This is a genomic window from Candidatus Marsarchaeota archaeon, assembly GCA_023485295.1.
Lineage (GTDB): Archaea > Micrarchaeota > Micrarchaeia > Micrarchaeales > Micrarchaeaceae > Micrarchaeum_A.
In genome coordinates this window covers 1-16,625 of sequence record JAMCZQ010000003.1, presented here as the reverse complement: position 1 = coordinate 16,625, position 16,625 = coordinate 1, and the positions used below count along the sequence as shown (strand labels likewise).

20 protein-coding genes and 2 tRNA genes are annotated in these 16,625 nt (G+C 44.5%); 16 read left to right on the top strand and 6 right to left on the bottom strand.

The window, feature by feature from the left end:
• Window positions 1-58 precede the first annotated feature (58 nt).
• The 8 genes from M1125_01600 (at window position 59) to M1125_01565 (ending at window position 5,450) form a co-directional block, all read left to right on the top strand.
• Entirely contained in the window at window positions 59-478 is a 420-nt protein-coding gene (locus tag M1125_01600; protein MCL5404517.1) for an uL30 family ribosomal protein, read from the top strand.
• Window positions 478-873, top strand: coding sequence for an uL15 family ribosomal protein (locus M1125_01595; protein ID MCL5404516.1), 396 nt, complete (start codon window positions 478-480; stop codon window positions 871-873). The genes M1125_01600 and M1125_01595 overlap by 1 nt, the downstream gene beginning before the upstream one ends.
• Window positions 874-912: 39 nt before the next feature.
• Window positions 913-2,097, top strand: coding sequence for a glycosyltransferase (locus M1125_01590; GenBank protein MCL5404515.1), 1,185 nt, complete (start codon window positions 913-915; stop codon window positions 2,095-2,097).
• Window positions 2,098-2,105: 8 nt separating this feature from the next.
• A complete protein-coding gene (locus M1125_01585; GenBank protein MCL5404514.1) occupies window positions 2,106-2,855 on the top strand; it encodes a hypothetical protein in 750 nt (249 codons plus the stop codon).
• Window positions 2,856-3,033: 178 nt separating this feature from the next.
• On the top strand, window positions 3,034-4,344 hold the full coding sequence (locus tag M1125_01580) for an MBL fold metallo-hydrolase (protein ID MCL5404513.1): 1,311 nt from the start codon (window positions 3,034-3,036) through the stop codon (window positions 4,342-4,344).
• An 83-nt stretch (window positions 4,345-4,427) separates the two neighbouring features.
• Window positions 4,428-4,862, top strand: coding sequence for a hypothetical protein (locus tag M1125_01575; GenBank protein ID MCL5404512.1), 435 nt, complete (start codon window positions 4,428-4,430; stop codon window positions 4,860-4,862).
• Between the two features lie 127 nt (window positions 4,863-4,989).
• Window positions 4,990-5,061: transfer RNA gene (locus tag M1125_01570), tRNA-Ala, on the top strand.
• A gap of 86 nt (window positions 5,062-5,147) precedes the next feature.
• Window positions 5,148-5,450, top strand: a complete 303-nt coding sequence (locus tag M1125_01565; protein ID MCL5404511.1) for a hypothetical protein — start codon at window positions 5,148-5,150, stop codon at window positions 5,448-5,450.
• Window positions 5,451-5,681: 231 nt separating this feature from the next.
• Here the strand turns inward: M1125_01565 and M1125_01560 are convergent, their stop codons facing one another.
• On the bottom strand, window positions 5,682-6,401 hold the full coding sequence (locus M1125_01560; GenBank protein MCL5404510.1) for a hypothetical protein: 720 nt from the start codon (window positions 6,399-6,401) through the stop codon (window positions 5,682-5,684).
• Between the two features lie 89 nt (window positions 6,402-6,490).
• Between M1125_01560 and M1125_01555 the strand changes: the two genes are divergently transcribed.
• Window positions 6,491-7,603 (top strand): hypothetical protein, encoded by a 1,113-nt coding sequence (locus M1125_01555; GenBank protein ID MCL5404509.1) that lies wholly within the window; start codon window positions 6,491-6,493, stop codon window positions 7,601-7,603.
• Between the two features lie 11 nt (window positions 7,604-7,614).
• Window positions 7,615-7,965 (top strand): nascent polypeptide-associated complex protein, encoded by a 351-nt coding sequence (locus M1125_01550; GenBank protein MCL5404508.1) that lies wholly within the window; start codon window positions 7,615-7,617, stop codon window positions 7,963-7,965.
• 14 nt (window positions 7,966-7,979) lie between these two features.
• On the opposite strand, the gene M1125_01545 is transcribed toward M1125_01550, so the two are convergent.
• Window positions 7,980-8,291, bottom strand: coding sequence for a DUF424 family protein (locus tag M1125_01545; GenBank protein ID MCL5404507.1), 312 nt, complete (start codon window positions 8,289-8,291; stop codon window positions 7,980-7,982).
• An 8-nt stretch (window positions 8,292-8,299) separates the two neighbouring features.
• On the bottom strand, window positions 8,300-9,847 hold the full coding sequence (locus tag M1125_01540) for a glycosyltransferase (GenBank protein ID MCL5404506.1): 1,548 nt from the start codon (window positions 9,845-9,847) through the stop codon (window positions 8,300-8,302).
• A gap of 179 nt (window positions 9,848-10,026) precedes the next feature.
• Between M1125_01540 and M1125_01535 the strand changes: the two genes are divergently transcribed.
• The 3 genes from M1125_01535 (at window position 10,027) to M1125_01525 (ending at window position 11,028) form a co-directional block, all read left to right on the top strand.
• Window positions 10,027-10,124 (top strand) — tRNA-Ser (locus tag M1125_01535).
• A 23-nt stretch (window positions 10,125-10,147) separates the two neighbouring features.
• Complete coding sequence (locus M1125_01530; GenBank protein ID MCL5404505.1) at window positions 10,148-10,600, top strand: HIT domain-containing protein; 453 nt, start codon at window positions 10,148-10,150, stop codon at window positions 10,598-10,600.
• The gene (locus M1125_01525) at window positions 10,597-11,028 is read left to right on the top strand and encodes an HIT family protein (GenBank protein MCL5404504.1); all 432 of its coding nucleotides are present in this window, start codon (window positions 10,597-10,599) and stop codon (window positions 11,026-11,028) included. Before M1125_01530 ends, M1125_01525 begins: the two co-directional genes overlap by 4 nt.
• Window positions 11,029-11,043: 15 nt before the next feature.
• Here M1125_01525 and truD read toward each other — a convergent pair whose 3' ends face one another.
• From truD to M1125_01510, 3 genes are read right to left on the bottom strand one after another with little or no spacing between them, the layout of a single operon-like run.
• On the bottom strand, window positions 11,044-12,282 hold the full coding sequence (gene truD / locus M1125_01520) for a tRNA pseudouridine(13) synthase TruD (GenBank protein MCL5404503.1): 1,239 nt from the start codon (window positions 12,280-12,282) through the stop codon (window positions 11,044-11,046).
• The gene (locus M1125_01515) at window positions 12,275-12,871 is read right to left on the bottom strand and encodes an HPP family protein (GenBank protein ID MCL5404502.1); all 597 of its coding nucleotides are present in this window, start codon (window positions 12,869-12,871) and stop codon (window positions 12,275-12,277) included. Before M1125_01515 ends, truD begins: the two co-directional genes overlap by 8 nt.
• Window positions 12,872-12,879: 8 nt before the next feature.
• Entirely contained in the window at window positions 12,880-14,145 is a 1,266-nt protein-coding gene (locus M1125_01510) for an MFS transporter (GenBank protein MCL5404501.1), read from the bottom strand.
• Window positions 14,146-14,244: 99 nt separating this feature from the next.
• Between M1125_01510 and M1125_01505 the strand changes: the two genes are divergently transcribed.
• The 3 genes from M1125_01505 to M1125_01495 all read left to right on the top strand — a co-directional run bounded on the left by M1125_01505 (window position 14,245) and on the right by M1125_01495 (window position 16,195).
• Window positions 14,245-14,871 (top strand): superoxide dismutase, encoded by a 627-nt coding sequence (locus tag M1125_01505; protein MCL5404500.1) that lies wholly within the window; start codon window positions 14,245-14,247, stop codon window positions 14,869-14,871.
• 118 nt (window positions 14,872-14,989) lie between these two features.
• Window positions 14,990-15,244, top strand: a complete 255-nt coding sequence (locus M1125_01500; GenBank protein ID MCL5404499.1) for a zf-TFIIB domain-containing protein — start codon at window positions 14,990-14,992, stop codon at window positions 15,242-15,244.
• A gap of 105 nt (window positions 15,245-15,349) precedes the next feature.
• Window positions 15,350-16,195 (top strand): hypothetical protein, encoded by an 846-nt coding sequence (locus M1125_01495; GenBank protein ID MCL5404498.1) that lies wholly within the window; start codon window positions 15,350-15,352, stop codon window positions 16,193-16,195.
• The last annotated feature ends 430 nt before the right edge of the window (window positions 16,196-16,625 follow it).

Here is a 16,625-nt window from a genome sequence, read left to right as displayed (position 1 = left end):
TGTAATGAATATAATTAAGCGAGCTTAAGGCCCAGGTATTAGGTAAAGGCGCATTTTTATGTCGAAATCTATAAAGAACAAGCTAATTGGAGTAGTCAGGATCCGTGGCACTGTAAATGTGCGCGGCAGCATAGCAGAAACGCTGGAAAGGTTGAGGCTGAAGCATGTCAACAACTGCACAATACTGAAGGTTTCGGACTCCTACGAAGGAATGCTTAACAAGTGCAACAACTACGTAGCGTATGGCGAGCTCAGCGAGGATACCCTTGGGAAGCTTCTCAAAAAGGCAGGCTTTGATGCAGCTCCAAAGGAGCTCATCGAAGGCAAAGCAGACATGTCAAAGCTCAAGGAGCTTATGCCTATAAGGCTTCACCCGCCAAGGCATGGCTACAAGAGCACGAAGCTAGGGTTCAAGCAGGGCGGCAACCTGGGCTATATGGGAGACGAAATAAACGGCCTGATAAAGAGGATGATTTAATGGTAGTAAGGCATCAAAAAAGAAGCAGGAAATACCTTGGCAAGCGCAGGTGGGGAGTAGGCAACATAAAGAATGCAAGAGGCGCCGGCGACCGCGGCGGGGTCGGCAATGCAGGCGCAAGGAAGCACAATTTCACATGGATGACTGCAAAGCATCCGGAGCTTTTGAACAAGCGCGGCTTCAAAAAGTGGAGGCCCGTGAAGCTGAAAAGCATAAGCCTTTCCTCGGTAAGCGTGCTTTTGTCAAAGAGCAATTCAAACGAACTGGTTCTTGAAGGATATAAAGTGCTGAGCAACGGCAGCCTCTCTGCTCCGGCAAAAATAAAGGCCACTGCATTTTCCGAAAAAGCCGTGCAGAAAATAAAGGAAGCCAGCGGAGAAGCAATAAAGCTCTGAACAGCCGCGCAGGCAAGCAAATATACCAATGGCAAGACCATGCGAAACAAACTCAATATTTTCTTTTACACAGACACGTTTTTGCCAGCCGTCGATGGCGCAGTTACCTCGATGCTCGATTTCAAGAAAGCGCTCGAGCAAAAAGGCCACAGGGTAGTCATTGTGGCTGCAGGCAACAAGAAGACAAAGGAGCAGTTCGCAAAGAGGGACGACATAATAGTGGTGCCTGGAATAAAATTCAGGCGCTACCCGCAGTACAGCCTTGCGCTAATGCCATTCCTTGCGGCAAACAAAATAGGCATATACGATGCAGACATAGTCCATCTGCAAACACCTTTCATGGTCGGCACATACGGCATGTTTGCGGCAAAGATGAGCCGCATGCCGATAGTCGGCTCATTCCATACGCTGTTCACAAGGAAGAGCGTAATAAAGGAATACGGCGTTTCTGGAAAGCTTGCACAGCAGCTTTTCATAAAGTATGCCTGGCCATATGCGAGGTTCTTCTACACCAAATGCAATAAGGTGATAGCGCCCAGCATGGCGATAAGCAAGCTGCTGTATGCGAAAGGCATACGCAACGTGAACGTGGTCCCCAACGGCGTCGATATGAAAAGATTCAACCCTGGCATAAAAGCGAAAAGCTTGAGGGAGATGCTATTGGACGGCAACGCCGACCACATAGTGCTTTACGTCGGCAGGATAAGCATGGAAAAGAATATACATACGCTAATTAAGGCGGCAAAGAAGCTGAGGCACGAGCGCATAAAGTTTGTTGTCGTCGGGACAGGCCCGGCAATGGCAAGCAGCATTGCAATGGCAAAGCGTGCGCACATTGAGGACATAGTTAAATTTACCGGTTTTGTAGAAGAGGCGGATCTGCCGAAATACTATGCCGCTTCAGACCTTCTGTGCCTGCCTTCCACATTCGAGACCCAGGGCATAGTATCGCTTGAGGCAATGGCCACAGGCAAACCAGTGGTGGGCGCAGACTACCTGGCGCTTAAGGAAATAATAAAAAATGGCCAAAACGGCGAAAAGTTCAGGCCAATGGATTATAGCGATTGTGCGGATAAAATAGAAAAGGTTATAAATAATTTAGGTTCTTATAAAGAATGCATAGCAACGGCAAGAAGCTATTCCGTGCAGAATGTCACTGAAAAGCTTATAAGCACGTACAGGCAAGTAATTGAAGGCAACGCTAGAAATAAATCGAGCTATTAGGCGGTTTTTTGAAAGAGAATGAAGAGACTACAGCAATTGACAAAAACGATATAGCCATGAATCCAAGTGATGCGACCACGGTTCTGGCCGAGCAGCAAAAGCAGCCAGAAGCACAGCCACAAAAGCAGCAAGCGCCAAATGCGAGAAAATCCCTTAGGGACCTGGTGAAGGAGTCGAACAACCAGAAGGCGCTTGAGATAAAGGGCAAGATAGACGAATTGAGGAAGGTCAGGGAAGGCTTGATCAGCGAGATAAAGGACTACAGGCGCAAGCTAGAATACAAGGAAGCAGAGAACATAGCGATATCCAAATTCATAGAGTCAAAGAAGGACAGCGTCCAAACAAAGAAAATCGGCTACCTGAAAAAGCAGAAGAACAGGCTGGAGTTCAAGCTTTCAACACAGGCAAGGATATCGCTCAGCGAGGAGAAGGACATAATAAGGAAAATAAACGAGATGAATTCGGAGCTTGAAGGGCTGCTAAAGTTTGTGAAGCTCGAGAGGAAGATAGGCTACATAAAGGACGATATAACTAATTATACGTCAAAGTTGAACGAAACTGACAAGAAGATAAAGGACATTGACTTGCAGCTTGACGACCTGTACAGGTCGCTGAGGAGTACCCTTAGGATAAAACCGCATGGCGCAAATGAGCAGTACAGACCGCAGAAAAAGCAGCAGCAACAGCCTGTGCAGGAGATAAACATGGAGGACATCGCAGTGATAAAGAAAAAGGTGCAGAAAAAAGAGGAAGAATAGCATACTGCACTACTTTTTTTCTCGAGTCTGCATATGATAAGGCAATCCAGGCAAACGACATGATAAAAATATAAAAGTACAAAATAAAACAAAAACTAAAACAAAACAAAAAAAACAAAAAACAAAACAAAAATAAAATACAAAATATAAAATAAAAAAATAAATAAAGGTGAACAAATTGAAAATTTCTTTTTTTGGAGCTGCAGGCGAAGTTGGCCGCAGCTGCATACTGATAGAAGGTAATGATACAAAGATACTGCTCGATGCAGGAGTGAAATTAGGCTCAGACGACCAGTATCCGAAGATAAGCGACGAGCAGCTGCTCGCCATAGACGGAATAGTAATATCCCATGCGCATTTGGACCACTGCGGGTACCTCCCGCACATATACACTGCGGGCTACAGGAACAAGACATATACCACAAAGCCTACGGCCGAGCTCGCCAACGTGCTGATAAGCGACTACATGCACATATCGAACCCTGACAATGTAAGCAAGGAGGGCCTTGCAGAGCTTTCAAAGCACTACTCTGTGCAAGAGTACAAGAAGGAGTTCAAGATAAAAGGGCTTTCTATAACGCTGATACCTGCGGGCCACATACTTGGCAGTGCATTGATAAAGGTAAGCGATGGGAACCAGACGATACTGTACACTGGCGATATAAACCTGTCAAGGACCAGGCTGCTCAACGGCGCAGATCTGAAGGGCCTAAAGGCAGACGTGCTGATAACGGAAAGCACATACGGTGCTCCAAGCGACATTTTCAAAGATGAAAGGGACAATTCGAAGGAAATGGTGCACAGCATAGTCGACACAATAAAAAACAGCGGCAAGGTCGTCATCCCGAGCTTCGCTGTTGGCCGGGCTCAGGAAGTGCTTTTTATACTGGACGACTATATGAACTCAGGCGTAATACCGAAAGTCCCAATATATCTTGACGGGATGATAAACAAGGCGCTGCGAATACACAGGCACAATGTCATATACTGCAGGAAGGAGCTCCAAAGCCGCATACTGATGAGCGATTCAGATCCATTCAAGAGCGAGAACTTCATGCCAGTGGAGAAAAAGAGCACCAGGAACAAAATAGTGTCAAGCGATGAAAGTTCCATAATTGTGACTACCAGCGGAATGCTTACTGGCGGACCAATAATGTTCTATTTGACAAAGCTTGCCGGCAATTCGCTAAACAAGATGATACTCGTTGGCTACCAGGCCCAAGGGACCTTGGGCAGGGAAATGCAGGAAGGGGCAAAGAGCGTAACCCTTAACAACCAAAAGCTCAACGTGCAGATGACTGTGGAAATGTACCACCTTTCGGCCCATGCAGACAGGAAACAGCTTGAAAGCATACCGAAAAAGGTTTCCGGCATAAAGCGGATATTCATAGTGCACGGCGAAAAGAGCAAATCGGAATCGTTGCGCGAGTATTTTTCAAAGGACTATGAAGCAATAGTTCCAGCGATAGGCGATTCCTACAACGTATAACCCTTTACCTCTTTTTCCGCATTTCCATGCAAAAATTAAATAAACTTCGCTGCAAATAAAAACGGAAAACCTGTGATGGGGCCATGAAAGCAAAGAAAAGCGACATAGAGAAGGACATAAAGAACCTTAAGAGGCTAAAGGACATACAGACACTGCTGATGAAGGGCGACATAGAGAATGCATTTTCGTCCAACGCGTCTAAGGATTCCGAAACGGTGAACAGCGCTATTGCAGATGAGATACTGCGACGCGTCGAATCGGAAAAAATAGACACCAAGGATGTCGATGCGTTAATCACCCTGACTGCAGCTACGCAGCCCAAATCAATTGCCAAAGCCAAAGGCGCCGCAGCTGTGAAAAAGCAGGCCCAGCCCCACAAAAAGATTTCGAAGGCAAAGGCAAGAAGTGCACAGGCTGTTAAGGCGCGTGCAAGCACGAGCAAAGCAAAGCCGAAATCTGGGAGCAGAAAAGCCAAAGCGGCAAGTAAGAAAGCAGCAAAGCCAAAGCGAAGGCGTTGAAACAATGCATAGCTAAGGAACAATAATCCAGCATGCCTCCAATGCTAGCATAGCTAATCAAGCATTAACAAATGTTTATAAAATCCTAATGCCTATTTTATAGCAATACAAAGCCGATTGCAGTAAAGGGCTCTTGGCTCAGTAGTAGAGCACCCGCTTTGCAAGCGGGGGGTCGCGGGTGCGAATCCCGCAGAGTCCACTTTCTGCATGTGAGAAATTATACGTGAATGCGTCTCTCTGGATATTAAGTATTATGTTTATTCGTGTAATAATTATGTGATTTATGTGCCAAATATTATCATTTCAATAAGCAAGGAGTTGAAAAAGGAGATGGAGAAGTACTCTTCGGTCAAATGGTCAAGTGTAGTGAGAAACGTAATAGAACAAAAAATTGCAGATTTTGAGGAAGCCGAGAGCATAACTAATAGGAGCAGGCTCAATTTGAAAATCTTGAAGCCCATAAATGCAAAAATTTCAAAAAACGCTGCAAAACATGCAGAGGCGCTTCTCAATGAAAATAAGAGTTGGTGTAAACGTGCTGTTCACATGCATAATAAAAGATTCAACAACAAGAAAACTTTTCTTTAATCCTGCATTATCACTTTTTGCGCCAGAATTCATCGTTGATTGATGAGCCATGATCTAGATTTCAGCGCACAAAAAAGGATAAGAATTATTTCCGCAAAGGAGCTAATAAGCATTGTTGGTTCGCTAGCTTAATACTTTTATTCGTTATTTTTAATACATCAAGCACAAAATGGCTTTGGCGGCACAAATAAAATTTTTGTGAGTGAATTTTATTGTAATTATTTTACGGTTTTATATCTTGACCATCTCGCCAAGATGCTCCTTCTTTGCTTTCAGGTGCTTTCTTGTGTGTCTGTCTGCTTTTATTTCCAGAGGCTTTAGCTTTGGATTGTATCCATTCTCTTCAAGCTCCTTAAGCTTTGAACGGTTGTTCGCTATTACCGTTATTGGGTGATCTCTTTCCAAACCGAAGAATTTCAGAAGCGCAACCACGCCGTAATAATCCCTTATGTCAACCTTCCTGTTGACTGCCTTCGCAGCTTCGTATGTATCGTATCCCTGGTATTCCTGCAGGGCCAGCGTGGCATACTTCTTTGCGAATCCGTGGCCTCTGCCCTCCTGCGTTGGGATAGTTATGAGCAAACCAGAGCCGTGGCTGTTTATGATTTTCATTGATTCGATAAGCTGCTGCCTGCACGTGCATGTGTTGTCAAGATACATCTCGCCGCTCCTGCATCCTGAATCTATTTTCAAATATACTTCATCTTTTTTCCCAAATCTGGGCATTAGGTTGGCTTCAAGCCTATTGGCCGAGGCTAAAACCTCGTAGTTTCCCCACCTGTCGCTCAGCTTGAATTCATACAGCATGAATTTCCCGTAAGGGGTTGATATTGGGCCAGCTGCATACCTTTTAACCTTTACAATCCTTTTCTTTTTTCCATAATAAACCTGAACTGAAGTTTCCATTGGCTTTGACGCTGCCATTATGCCTTCAACTTTTATGGCTTTCATATTACCATCCATACCATAAGACAATCTGAAAACACCAATATAAAGGTTTTTGGGAAATAAATATCCATGTCAAACTGGTGGCAAACCGTATGCAATACATTGTATTTTTCGATAAAAGGTTTTTGCGGCAGTCAATAAACGAGCTCAAATCGATAGCAGATGGAATCCGGATCTTGAAGTACTTGTCTGATTCTATAATAATAGCGGATGCCGTCGAAAAGATAGATGCAAAAGCGGTGCATGATTCAACGTTCATTTACAAAGCCGAAGAGCTGCTCGGCGAGGTAAGCGTTTCAGCTGGCTACTCCGACCTAGCAGAGAAGCTTAAAGAAATGCAAAGCGAAAAAGGCTATGCGTCTTCCAAAATAGAAGTGCTCAGGGAAGCGGCCATTGACCAAAGGAATGCCAAAAGCATAGAAGTAGAGATAGGCACATTGATGGAAAAGCTCGGGGCAGCTATCAGCATGTCCTCGCCTGCAGTGATTTTTCACGTAATACTTTGCAAAGATGCTGCCTATGTATCTGCAGCGAATCCTAAAGATTCCTATGGAGCCACACTAGACTATTTCAGGCACAGCAACCTAGAAAAAGGCATGATGGAAAAAAAGATAAATCGCGCCGAATTCAAGTTGCACGAGGCAGTCCTTAATTTCGACATAGACCTATCGCTTGTAAAATCAGTACTGGATATAGGCGCAGCACCTGGTGGTTGGAGCAGGTACATGCTGGATCACGGCATACGTGTGGTCGCAATAGACACAGGGAGCATGAATTATGCAGCCATGCCAAAAGGGAAAACCATGGCAGTGCTTGCTGGCAAGGATTCCAAGGTTGCGCAAAATGGGATTGACGTTTATCCGATACTGCAAATCCCAGACAATATAAAAAACTATGACTTTGTGCATTTGGCAGACAGGTTCGAAAATATAAGGCTCTCAACGTTGGTAGATCTGGGGCCGTTCGACATGGTGTGCATAGACGTAAACCTGCCTTCGACGGAAAGCGCGATAATGGCCGCAGTATGCGCAGAGGCGCTTAAAAATTCAGGCAAACTGCTGCTCACGCTGAAGATGACCGATCCAAATATAGAGCAAAACATAAATAAATCAGCAGAGATTCTGTCTGGCAAGTACGGAAGCATAAAGGTGAAAAAACTGCCGCACGACAGGAAAGAATTAACTTTATTTGCGATTAAAATATAACAGATGGTAGAATGATGCCTAATATAGATCCGCGCACCCTTAAGAGCATGATGGCAAAAATGGGGATCACGTCTTCGGAAGTGGAGGCTGACAAGGTGGTAATAGCCTGCTCGGACAAGGACATAATAATAAGCAACCCTCAAATAACGAAGATAGAAGCCCAGGGTACTGTAAGCTTTCAAATCTCCGGGGACATATCTGAGCAGCCTCGTGATATAACATTGGAAATAAGCCAGGACGACGTAAAAGTGGTCATGGACAGCACAGGCGTGTCAGAGGAAAAAGCTAGAGAAAGTCTTGAAGAGACAAAGGGGGACATAGCAAAGGCTATACTCATGTTAAAGGAGAACAATGGCTCCTAGATGGCTAAGCAGGTTTAGTCTATGTCAAGCCAGTAAGCATGGGCATAGGGTATGCCGTTCACGCTTTTGACATTCTCGCTCTTTATTATGTCCTTTTCTATGGCCACCTTGACCGAAGCCTTGCCAACAACGTTTGCGGAATTGAATTTTTCTCCAGGCTCAATGCCTACCTCGTTATCCCTTACAAGGTCGCCTGTATAGAAATCTGCATAATCCTTCAGGTCAAGAAGTATGTCACCATCCTCATATACGTTGCCTATGAGTTCCTGGTCGCACATGGCAAGTATCTTGCCTTCATCAGTGTCATGAATCTTGAAGTATATCACTTTATCGCCTAGCCGTATTTGTACATGAATATGGTTGTCAGAAGGTACATTACGCCGTAAATCATAAGCCACAGGCCACCTGACACGTGGTTTGTCATTTCAGCAACGTAGCTGAGCAAGAATATAAGTGCAGCAAAACTAAGCTCGGTTTTTGTGTTGTATAAAGAGAAGGCAAACCTGTTGGTTCGTATGTCGTTGTCCCTGTTCCAATGCACGCCCGGATTCCTTTTTGTAATTGCTGCTATTGCTGCCTTTGTCCTAACGAATGCGAGTGCGAAATTGAGCCCGAAGACCATGAAGCCCTTCTTTATCGAGTTGAAATATATCTTGGTCATTATAACTGGCGCAAGGAATGAAAGAACGAGCGCTAAAGAGCCGAATATCTCAAGGTCAAGCCCGACGTACCTCACTTGGAATATCTGTGTAAGCTGCAGGTTTACAAAAGGGACGGCAGAGAAAACTATGAAAATCGATACTATCGTGAACAGTATGAGTATTATCGATATATAGTTAAGACCAAACCCGTGCGTAAGGTAATCCATCCTGGATATGGGCGAGCCTTTGAAGTTCTTCCTGTTTTTCAGGAAAAATTTAAGGAATTGCGTATCGCCGTAGTTGTAGCGCCACTGCTGCTTTACAAGCTCAGTGAATTTTGTTATGGGCTTGCCAAGCGCATACACTTTTGGTATATAAAGGCTTTTGTAATTATGCATGTCGGATTTAAAGCTGAAAAATGTGTCTTCTATCACATATTCAGGAAATCCGCCAATGTCCCGCAACGGCGCTACCCTTATCATGCCGCAGGATCCTGCAAATATGGCAGTGTTGTTCAAGGCCCTCGCGGGCTCTATGAATTTGAAGAAAAAGCCATCGAACACATTTACTGAATCTGCAAACAGGTTGCCCTTTCTGTGCGTCTTTTCTGTCTGCACGTATGAGATTCTCTCATCCTGGAAATATGGGAGAAGGTCAATAATGAAATCAGGGTTCACGAGCCTTTCGTCATAGTCAAATATCGCTATATACTCCTCCGAAATGTATTTTAGCATGTTATTCAGCGCGCCTGCCTTATACCCTGTGCGCTTTTCCCTATGCATATAAATTATGCCGTTCGTCCTTGAAAACTTCTCAAGCCGTTTGCGTGTTGCGATTTCAGTCGAATCGTCAAGCAGATAGAAAGATAGCTTTTTAGCGGGATAATTTAGTTTTTTAAGGTTTGCCAATGTGTCCTCTACAACCTCTGGGTCTTCGTTGTATACTGGCACAGCTATTGCGATTCTCGGATATCTTTTAAGAGGCTTGAGCCCAGCCTTTATCTTCTCTATATAATTGCCGTAGAAATAAGACCTGTAATAAAGTATCGATGCAGATATATTGAAGAATCCTGAAACAACAGACAGGGTTGCAAAAGCTGCAGCTACCACATACATATACATGTTCTTTGCTATGATAAATAGGTAGATGGAAAAGCCCAGCCCCGCAATAGCTAATATTATGAATATCGCAACTGTGGCAATCCTAAGGGTAAACCCGTCTCCGAAGAACTTGTTTCGCATGAATCATACCTTATGAAATTATTTAAAGATAAAGCATTTAATTAATTTCTATTGCTTGCCTTTTGTGGCATTCGCCAAACTGACACGTATATTGGCATACAGCAATATTATAAAGCTTGCAAAAATAGAAATAAATATACCAAGCACAAATAGCTTTTGCGCAAATAGCGCTTTATTATGCCGGGATGGCGGAAACTGGTAACGCGCCAGTGCTTTGCGGCGAAACTCGAGATCTGGTTTCCCTCGGGAAGTTTGGGTTCAAATCCCAATCCCGGCGCTTAATGCACAGCGGTCTGGCGAATGGAGTGTGATATCTGCCTTAGTTTTAGGAGAAAAATATACGACTACGGGCAATTCTACATTGCGACTGCAGCCCACCCTGCCTCTGAGGGCCACATACAGGTAGTATACAGACGCCATGCGCCATTTGCGTCTATGAGTGCTGAAGAATTTGCCATAGCGGCAAAGCTTACAAAGATTGGGTGTTCTGCAGTAAAGAAGGCCTTCAAGGCAGATGGAACAAAGATAATAATAGAAAACGGGAAAATGCAGCCCCTGCGGCTTTTCGATTTGTACATAGTAAATGGCGTGCCTTTCGAGCTCAAGGGAATACATGAAGATGGCGGGCATATGCACATAGACATAATACCTTGCTACAATGACGTTTCCAGATACAATGAAGGCAGGGCGGGGTTAGGCATGCGCAAAGACAGGGAGATAGCCAAAAGGCTCAGAGAGGCGATCATGTCATGAATGCAAATTGCGTATTCTGTGGCATCGTTTCAAAACGGCACGACATACTCTATGAAGGAGAGCTGTGCTTTGTAATGCCATCAAAATATCCTGTATCGCTTGGCCATGTGCTTGTGATACCAAAAGCCCACTACAAGGACATTTATAAAATGCCAGTTCCTGTGCTTTCAGAGATGCTGAAGCTTACAAATGCATTCAACAATATAGCCTCAAAGAAGTTGAAAGCCATAGGAGTGAAAGACATTGCCAACAATGGCGCATCAGCAGGCCAAACAGTATTCCATGCACACATGCACATCATACCCGTTTATGGCAAAATAGGCATGTACGCTATTGGCAAACATGCGGTAAGTAATGGTGAAATGCCGCCTTCGATGGAAAAGGCATATGAAAGAATAGCAAAGGCAGCAGATAGCCTAAAGCTTTGACGCATGGCTGCTGCATCATGCAAAATCTATGAACTCGGAAAGCAGTACGGTTGCATAAGAGCCTGCAGGAAGGGAAAATCCCAAAATTAACTTGCTACCTTCGCAATCGGCATTGAAGTTTTTGTATGGCGCGAATGCTGCACGATACGACCCCTTTGCCCTAAGCTCTGGCATCTGCTTGAGCTTGAAGTCATCAGTGCCTATTCCATATTCTTCTAGGATATCCTTTTCCTGCTGCGAAAGAATCTTTGTGTCGTATCCAACTATGTTTGCCAGAACAAACCTTGCATCAGAAGCGCTATCTGCCGAAACTGAGGAATAGTCAGGGAAACCGTAGGAATCGGCCATGCATGAAAGGTCGCCGTGGACTGGAGCTGTATGACCTTCTTCAACCATTCGCTCTACAACTTTGTTAAATATATCCGACTCTACAGAGTGCACGAACATCATCAGCAATTGCCTAGGAAGGGACCTGAGCGCACCTCTATAGTTTGGGCCGTATTCCGCAAGGTACGCCAAAATCCTTCTTTCGTACTTCAAATGCTTTGGGAAATACCCAAGTGCGCTCTTGAAGTCCATCTCTGCGGCAAAGCGCGCTCGTGCTTCCTTTGCATCAGCATCATTTTCGTTGGCATTGTCAGTAAGGAATCTTGTCACTGCAGCTTCAAAATCGCCCTTGAGCATTGCAAGGCCTATATCGATATTATTGCCCCTTGCGCCAAATCTCTGCAATCCATAATAATTTGGGAATAAGCCTCCTAGAAAATCATTTGCCTTGTTTATGCTGTCGACCTCTGCAGTGCCGCTGCATCTTGCCACTATCTCAAAAGCGTTTCCTTTGAGCTCGCCAAGCTTTATGCCGCTTTCGGAGCGCCATGCTCCGTTTATGCTGATGTCCGCTATGCGCAAGCCCGATAGCTCTTCTGGCTTAACCCCCTTGATGCTGCACAGCTGCACGGAAAGTGAGCGCCTGTCCTTTGTGCCTGCAAAGCCTGCAGTTTTATTGCTTCTGCCAAGCGCTTTTGCTATCGCCCCAAGCGCTTGGATGGTGTTCCATCCCCTCTTCTGCATTACAAATACGGAATAGCTGCCGCTTTCACATTCTTCGATGCCGAGATCTTTGCCGCTGTATCTTGCGCCAGGGCTAAGCACAAACCCGCTTGGCGTTATCTCGTTTACTACAAAATCCTCTGGCCTTTCTTTTATTGAAGCTTTCGGCTTATAGCCGGTGTAAAGGGGCCTCAGTTCAACCACGCCTCTTTTTCTGTTTCTTTGCCGTTTCGCTTTTAAGCCTCTCCCTCTCCTCTACCCTGCGAACTTCCCTTTCGATCTCGAACATGCTTTTCTCAAGAACGAAACGCAACAACACTACCAATGCAACCCCAGAAGCTATAATTATTATCCCGATTATGCCTACGTGGAAAAGCACAAAAGCAAAGGCTATTGCTGCAGCAGGAGGATGCTCGCTCTTTGTAACTATCATCAGCACCGACACCGTGAACATGACAATCGCCGCAATGGCATACAATGGCACATATGCAAGGCCCAGGCCTCCAAGCGTGCCGACTATGCCTGCAATGACGTAGCTTTTTACGAACTTGGAGTTGTGGGATGCCCTTGAATTCGGCATTATGAACATTATGTATATGCTGCTGGCGAATGACGTGAATATTACGGCGGACGTGCCAAGGCCATAGGCCTTGTCTATTTCAAAATACTTCAGCATGAAAACAAGGACCCCTAGCGCTACGCCTGCAAATATGGAAGGGACTACCCTGTATTTGAGCCTCCTTAAAGCCTCTTTAAAGCTCCTTGGTTCCTTCATCCTGTAGTCAAGCGCCATGCCATCACTTACTTCTTGTATATGCTAAAGAATATTAATAAGGATATTACAATCAGCAGGCCAGACACCACGAATGCGAACCAATAACCGATATAATACGAAATGTATCCTGCAATAAGCGAGCCCACAAGGTACGCGATGCCGACAATGCTGCTGTAAAACCCGAGCTTCCTGCCGGGCTTTTCGGATCCTATGCTCTCGAACAGCACTATATTCGAAGCTGTGTAAAATACAGAATATGCCAGCCCTGCGGTCAATGCGTAGAGTATTACGTTTAGCAACAGCGACCCAAAGCCAAAGGAGAGCAGGAACACAAAGCCTATGGCAATGTAGCCTACAGAGCGCATGGTCAGCGAGCCCACGAGGGCGCTCTTCTCGCCCTTTTTTTCAGTGAAAACCCCCGAATAGTGGAATACATAAGCTTGCACGGCATATCCTGCGAATATTATGGCGAATACGTAAAAGTTTGCGAAGCCTATGCTCCTTAACCCTGGAACGTACACTGCGTTGAATATCGCACTCCCGAAATAGAATACGAACATGCCAAGATATATTATTGTAAGGGTGCTCCAGCCCCTTGGGCCTCGCCTGAAAAATGAACCAATGAACTTCGGACTCGGTATCCTTATGAAAATAAGGTTGTGCATCAAAAGCCTGAACCTCAAAGCCATGCTGTTCTTTATTATATCGCGCCTTTCGGCGCCCTTTTTCGGCTCTACTATGCTCATGGCGATTATCGATGCTACAATGACAAATGGTATGAGAAGCAGCATCAGGAGCCGCAGGGGCAGGAACCCGGTAAGCACCGCTGCTACCAAAAGGCCTACACTTCCGCCGATGCTTGAAAGCATCTGCAGCTTTGAAAATCCGCTGGCCCAGAATGCCTTTTCTATGGTCTCCATTACCAAAAGGCTCAATGGCGTTGCAGCAGCTGCTGTAAAGAAGGAAAGAAATGCGAAGAGCGCGATCGCCTCTGCTATGCTGCTTGTGAATGAAAGGCCGAGAAGCACAAGCCCGGAGCTTATTATTGAAATGAGCACCAATATCCTTCGCTTGTTGTACCTGTCAACTGCGATTCCCCAAAAAATAGCTGCAGGTATAGAGACTGCATAAAAAGCAGCCATTGCGTACGATACATCTATCACTGTGCCGCCAAGGTCAAGAATGAAAAGCGCTATTATCGTGCTTATCGGGCCATACGCTATCTGATACGGAAGCATGGAATACATCCATAAGCCTCTTCTGCCCTTTATTCCTGCAATGCTGGAGTGCATGTCCAATAAATCACACAATTGTTTATTTTTGAAGCGTTATAAAAGGATTTTATCAAAAAGGTTAAAAAAAGGTTTTCCCATTTATGGCAAGGTGATAATGTGGAAGAGATAAAAGGATTAAGGAAATACGAATTGCCTCCTTTGCCTTACAAAATAGATGGGCTGGAGCCGTACATAAGCAAAGAGATAGTGGATGTGCATTATAACGGCCACCACAAAGGCTATGTAAATACTGCAAACACGCTGATAGACAGGCTAAACGGAATCATAAAAGAAGAGGTCAAGAGCTACGACATACACGGTGTGCTCAGGAACCTGACGTTCAACATAAACGGCGACAAGCTCCACACGCTTTACTGGAAGGACATGGCCCCAGAAGGCAAGGGCGGCGACAAGCCCGGCGGCAAGCTTGGCGACCTGATAGATAAGCAATACGGCAGCTACGACAAATTCAAAAAGCTCTTTACCGAAGCCGCCAATTCAAACCCTGGAACTGGGTGGGCTGTGCTCACTTACGACAAGGAAAACAGCAACCTCAACATCATGACTGTGGAAAACCACTTTATGAACCACCTCGCAGAAATGCCGATAGTTCTGATACTTGACGAGTTCGAGCATGCGTATTACCTGCAGTACAAGAACAAGCGTGCGGATTACGTGGGCGCATGGTGGAACATAGTGAACTGGAGCGAGGCAAACAAGAAGCTTGAAAGCCTGCTTGAATGAGCTGCACGCACAATGCAGCTTCTTCTTTTTCTTCCTTATTTTAGTTCTGCATAAAGCAATTTGCCTGCCCTGGCCTTGCAAATAAGAATAAAAGCATTAAGGGATAAATAGAGCATGCATGGCCACTTCAAACATATGCCCAAAGTGCGGCACAAACATGCATTTTGTCGAAGAGGAAGGCAAGCCTTTTTACCAGTGCAATGCCTGCGGCTACAAGACAGAGATACTTGGCTTGATTGAGCACGAGTGCAGCAAGTGCGGCTACGACAAGGCAATAGTGTACTACCACGGAATAGTGTATGGAGACGAAGCGCCGCTGGTCATGTACACATGCGTCAGATGCGGCAATGTAGACAGGGAAGGCGTCAGCTGATTTTTCGCCTCCTTGCTCAAAAGACAAAAACCCAAGCTATATATTATAAATTAATAATAAATCTAAGATATAAGTAAACAGATGTACAAAAATTTGGGTTTTAAATTGGAAATAAAATTCATTACCAACAACAGATTCAGAAAGCTTGATGCTATTTTTAACATTTTCGGGAAGGGTAGCCTTCCAGAACCTGTAAAGCGGTTCCCGGCTTTCTTCGGCAAGGAAGTATATCTCTCAAGCAGGATATTTGAAGCTTCAGTTTCGATGCCACAAGAGCAATATATATGGGATGTATGCTTCGATGACAATCCGGAAAAGGAAATAGAAAAGCCCGAATATGCAGAAATAGTTTCCATGCTCGATAATCTCGACGTGCATCTAGAAAAAGAAAACGACGATTTCTTCAACGAATTAAAAGGGGCGATAAACAGTACCTTCTCACAAAAAATAGAAGATATAGAAAAAAACATATGGGAAATATTCAAAATGGATCTGCCAAAAAAGCTTGTAATAATATTGGATAAGTACAGCATAAAAACCGGCTCTCAAGGTCAGAAGCTGGCGGTAAATAAAGACATAAGCGTAATAGGCCATAGGATAGGTGAAATCGCGCTGAAAAAGGACAGGAATGAGCCCGCTTCTGTATTGTTGCACGAATTGCTGCACTGCTTGTTTTCCAGATATAACGTCATTGCAGATAAAAACAAGCGCGAATTCGAAGAAGCAGTTTTGAGGTATTTCGCACCTTATGGCTTACTCACGGAAAGACTCGGCTTGGAAAAGCCAAATGCAAGGGAAACATACATGGACCAGCTAAAAGGCGTATGCAGCCCGGAACTGGCAAAAAGGCTAAACAGAATAATCCCGAAGTATGCAGAAGTCGTAGACAACGAGGATTTTTGGGAATTTCTTTCGAAAAGCGGGTTTAAAAGCTATATAAACAAGATTTGATATGGTAATTGATGTTGCTTACCAGATATATTGTCCATCTCTGCAGTAGTTATGACAACCTTGCCAGTACTTATTGCCATATCCCTAACAGGATATAACATATTCTCTTTTTTTGCCAATTTATCATTCCAATATTACTATATTGTTATATCGCAATGATAGAAATAAAAATGTTTATAATATTTATCGTGTTGAAATCAGCAATAGCATACATTTCACATAGAGATTACTAGGGCGGTGCTGCTTCAGAAATAATGTCCTTGCTGCGCTTCCGGTTTCTGCACGCGCGTAGCAAGGTATTTAAAGGTTTATAGCCAAAATAATTGCGGTGTCCTTTATGCTAGCATGAGCTTGTGTAGGCTCTTGTATTTGAAAGCATCTGCTTCATGAAAATACGATTCTTAGAGCCTATAATCTACGCTTGTGCTTG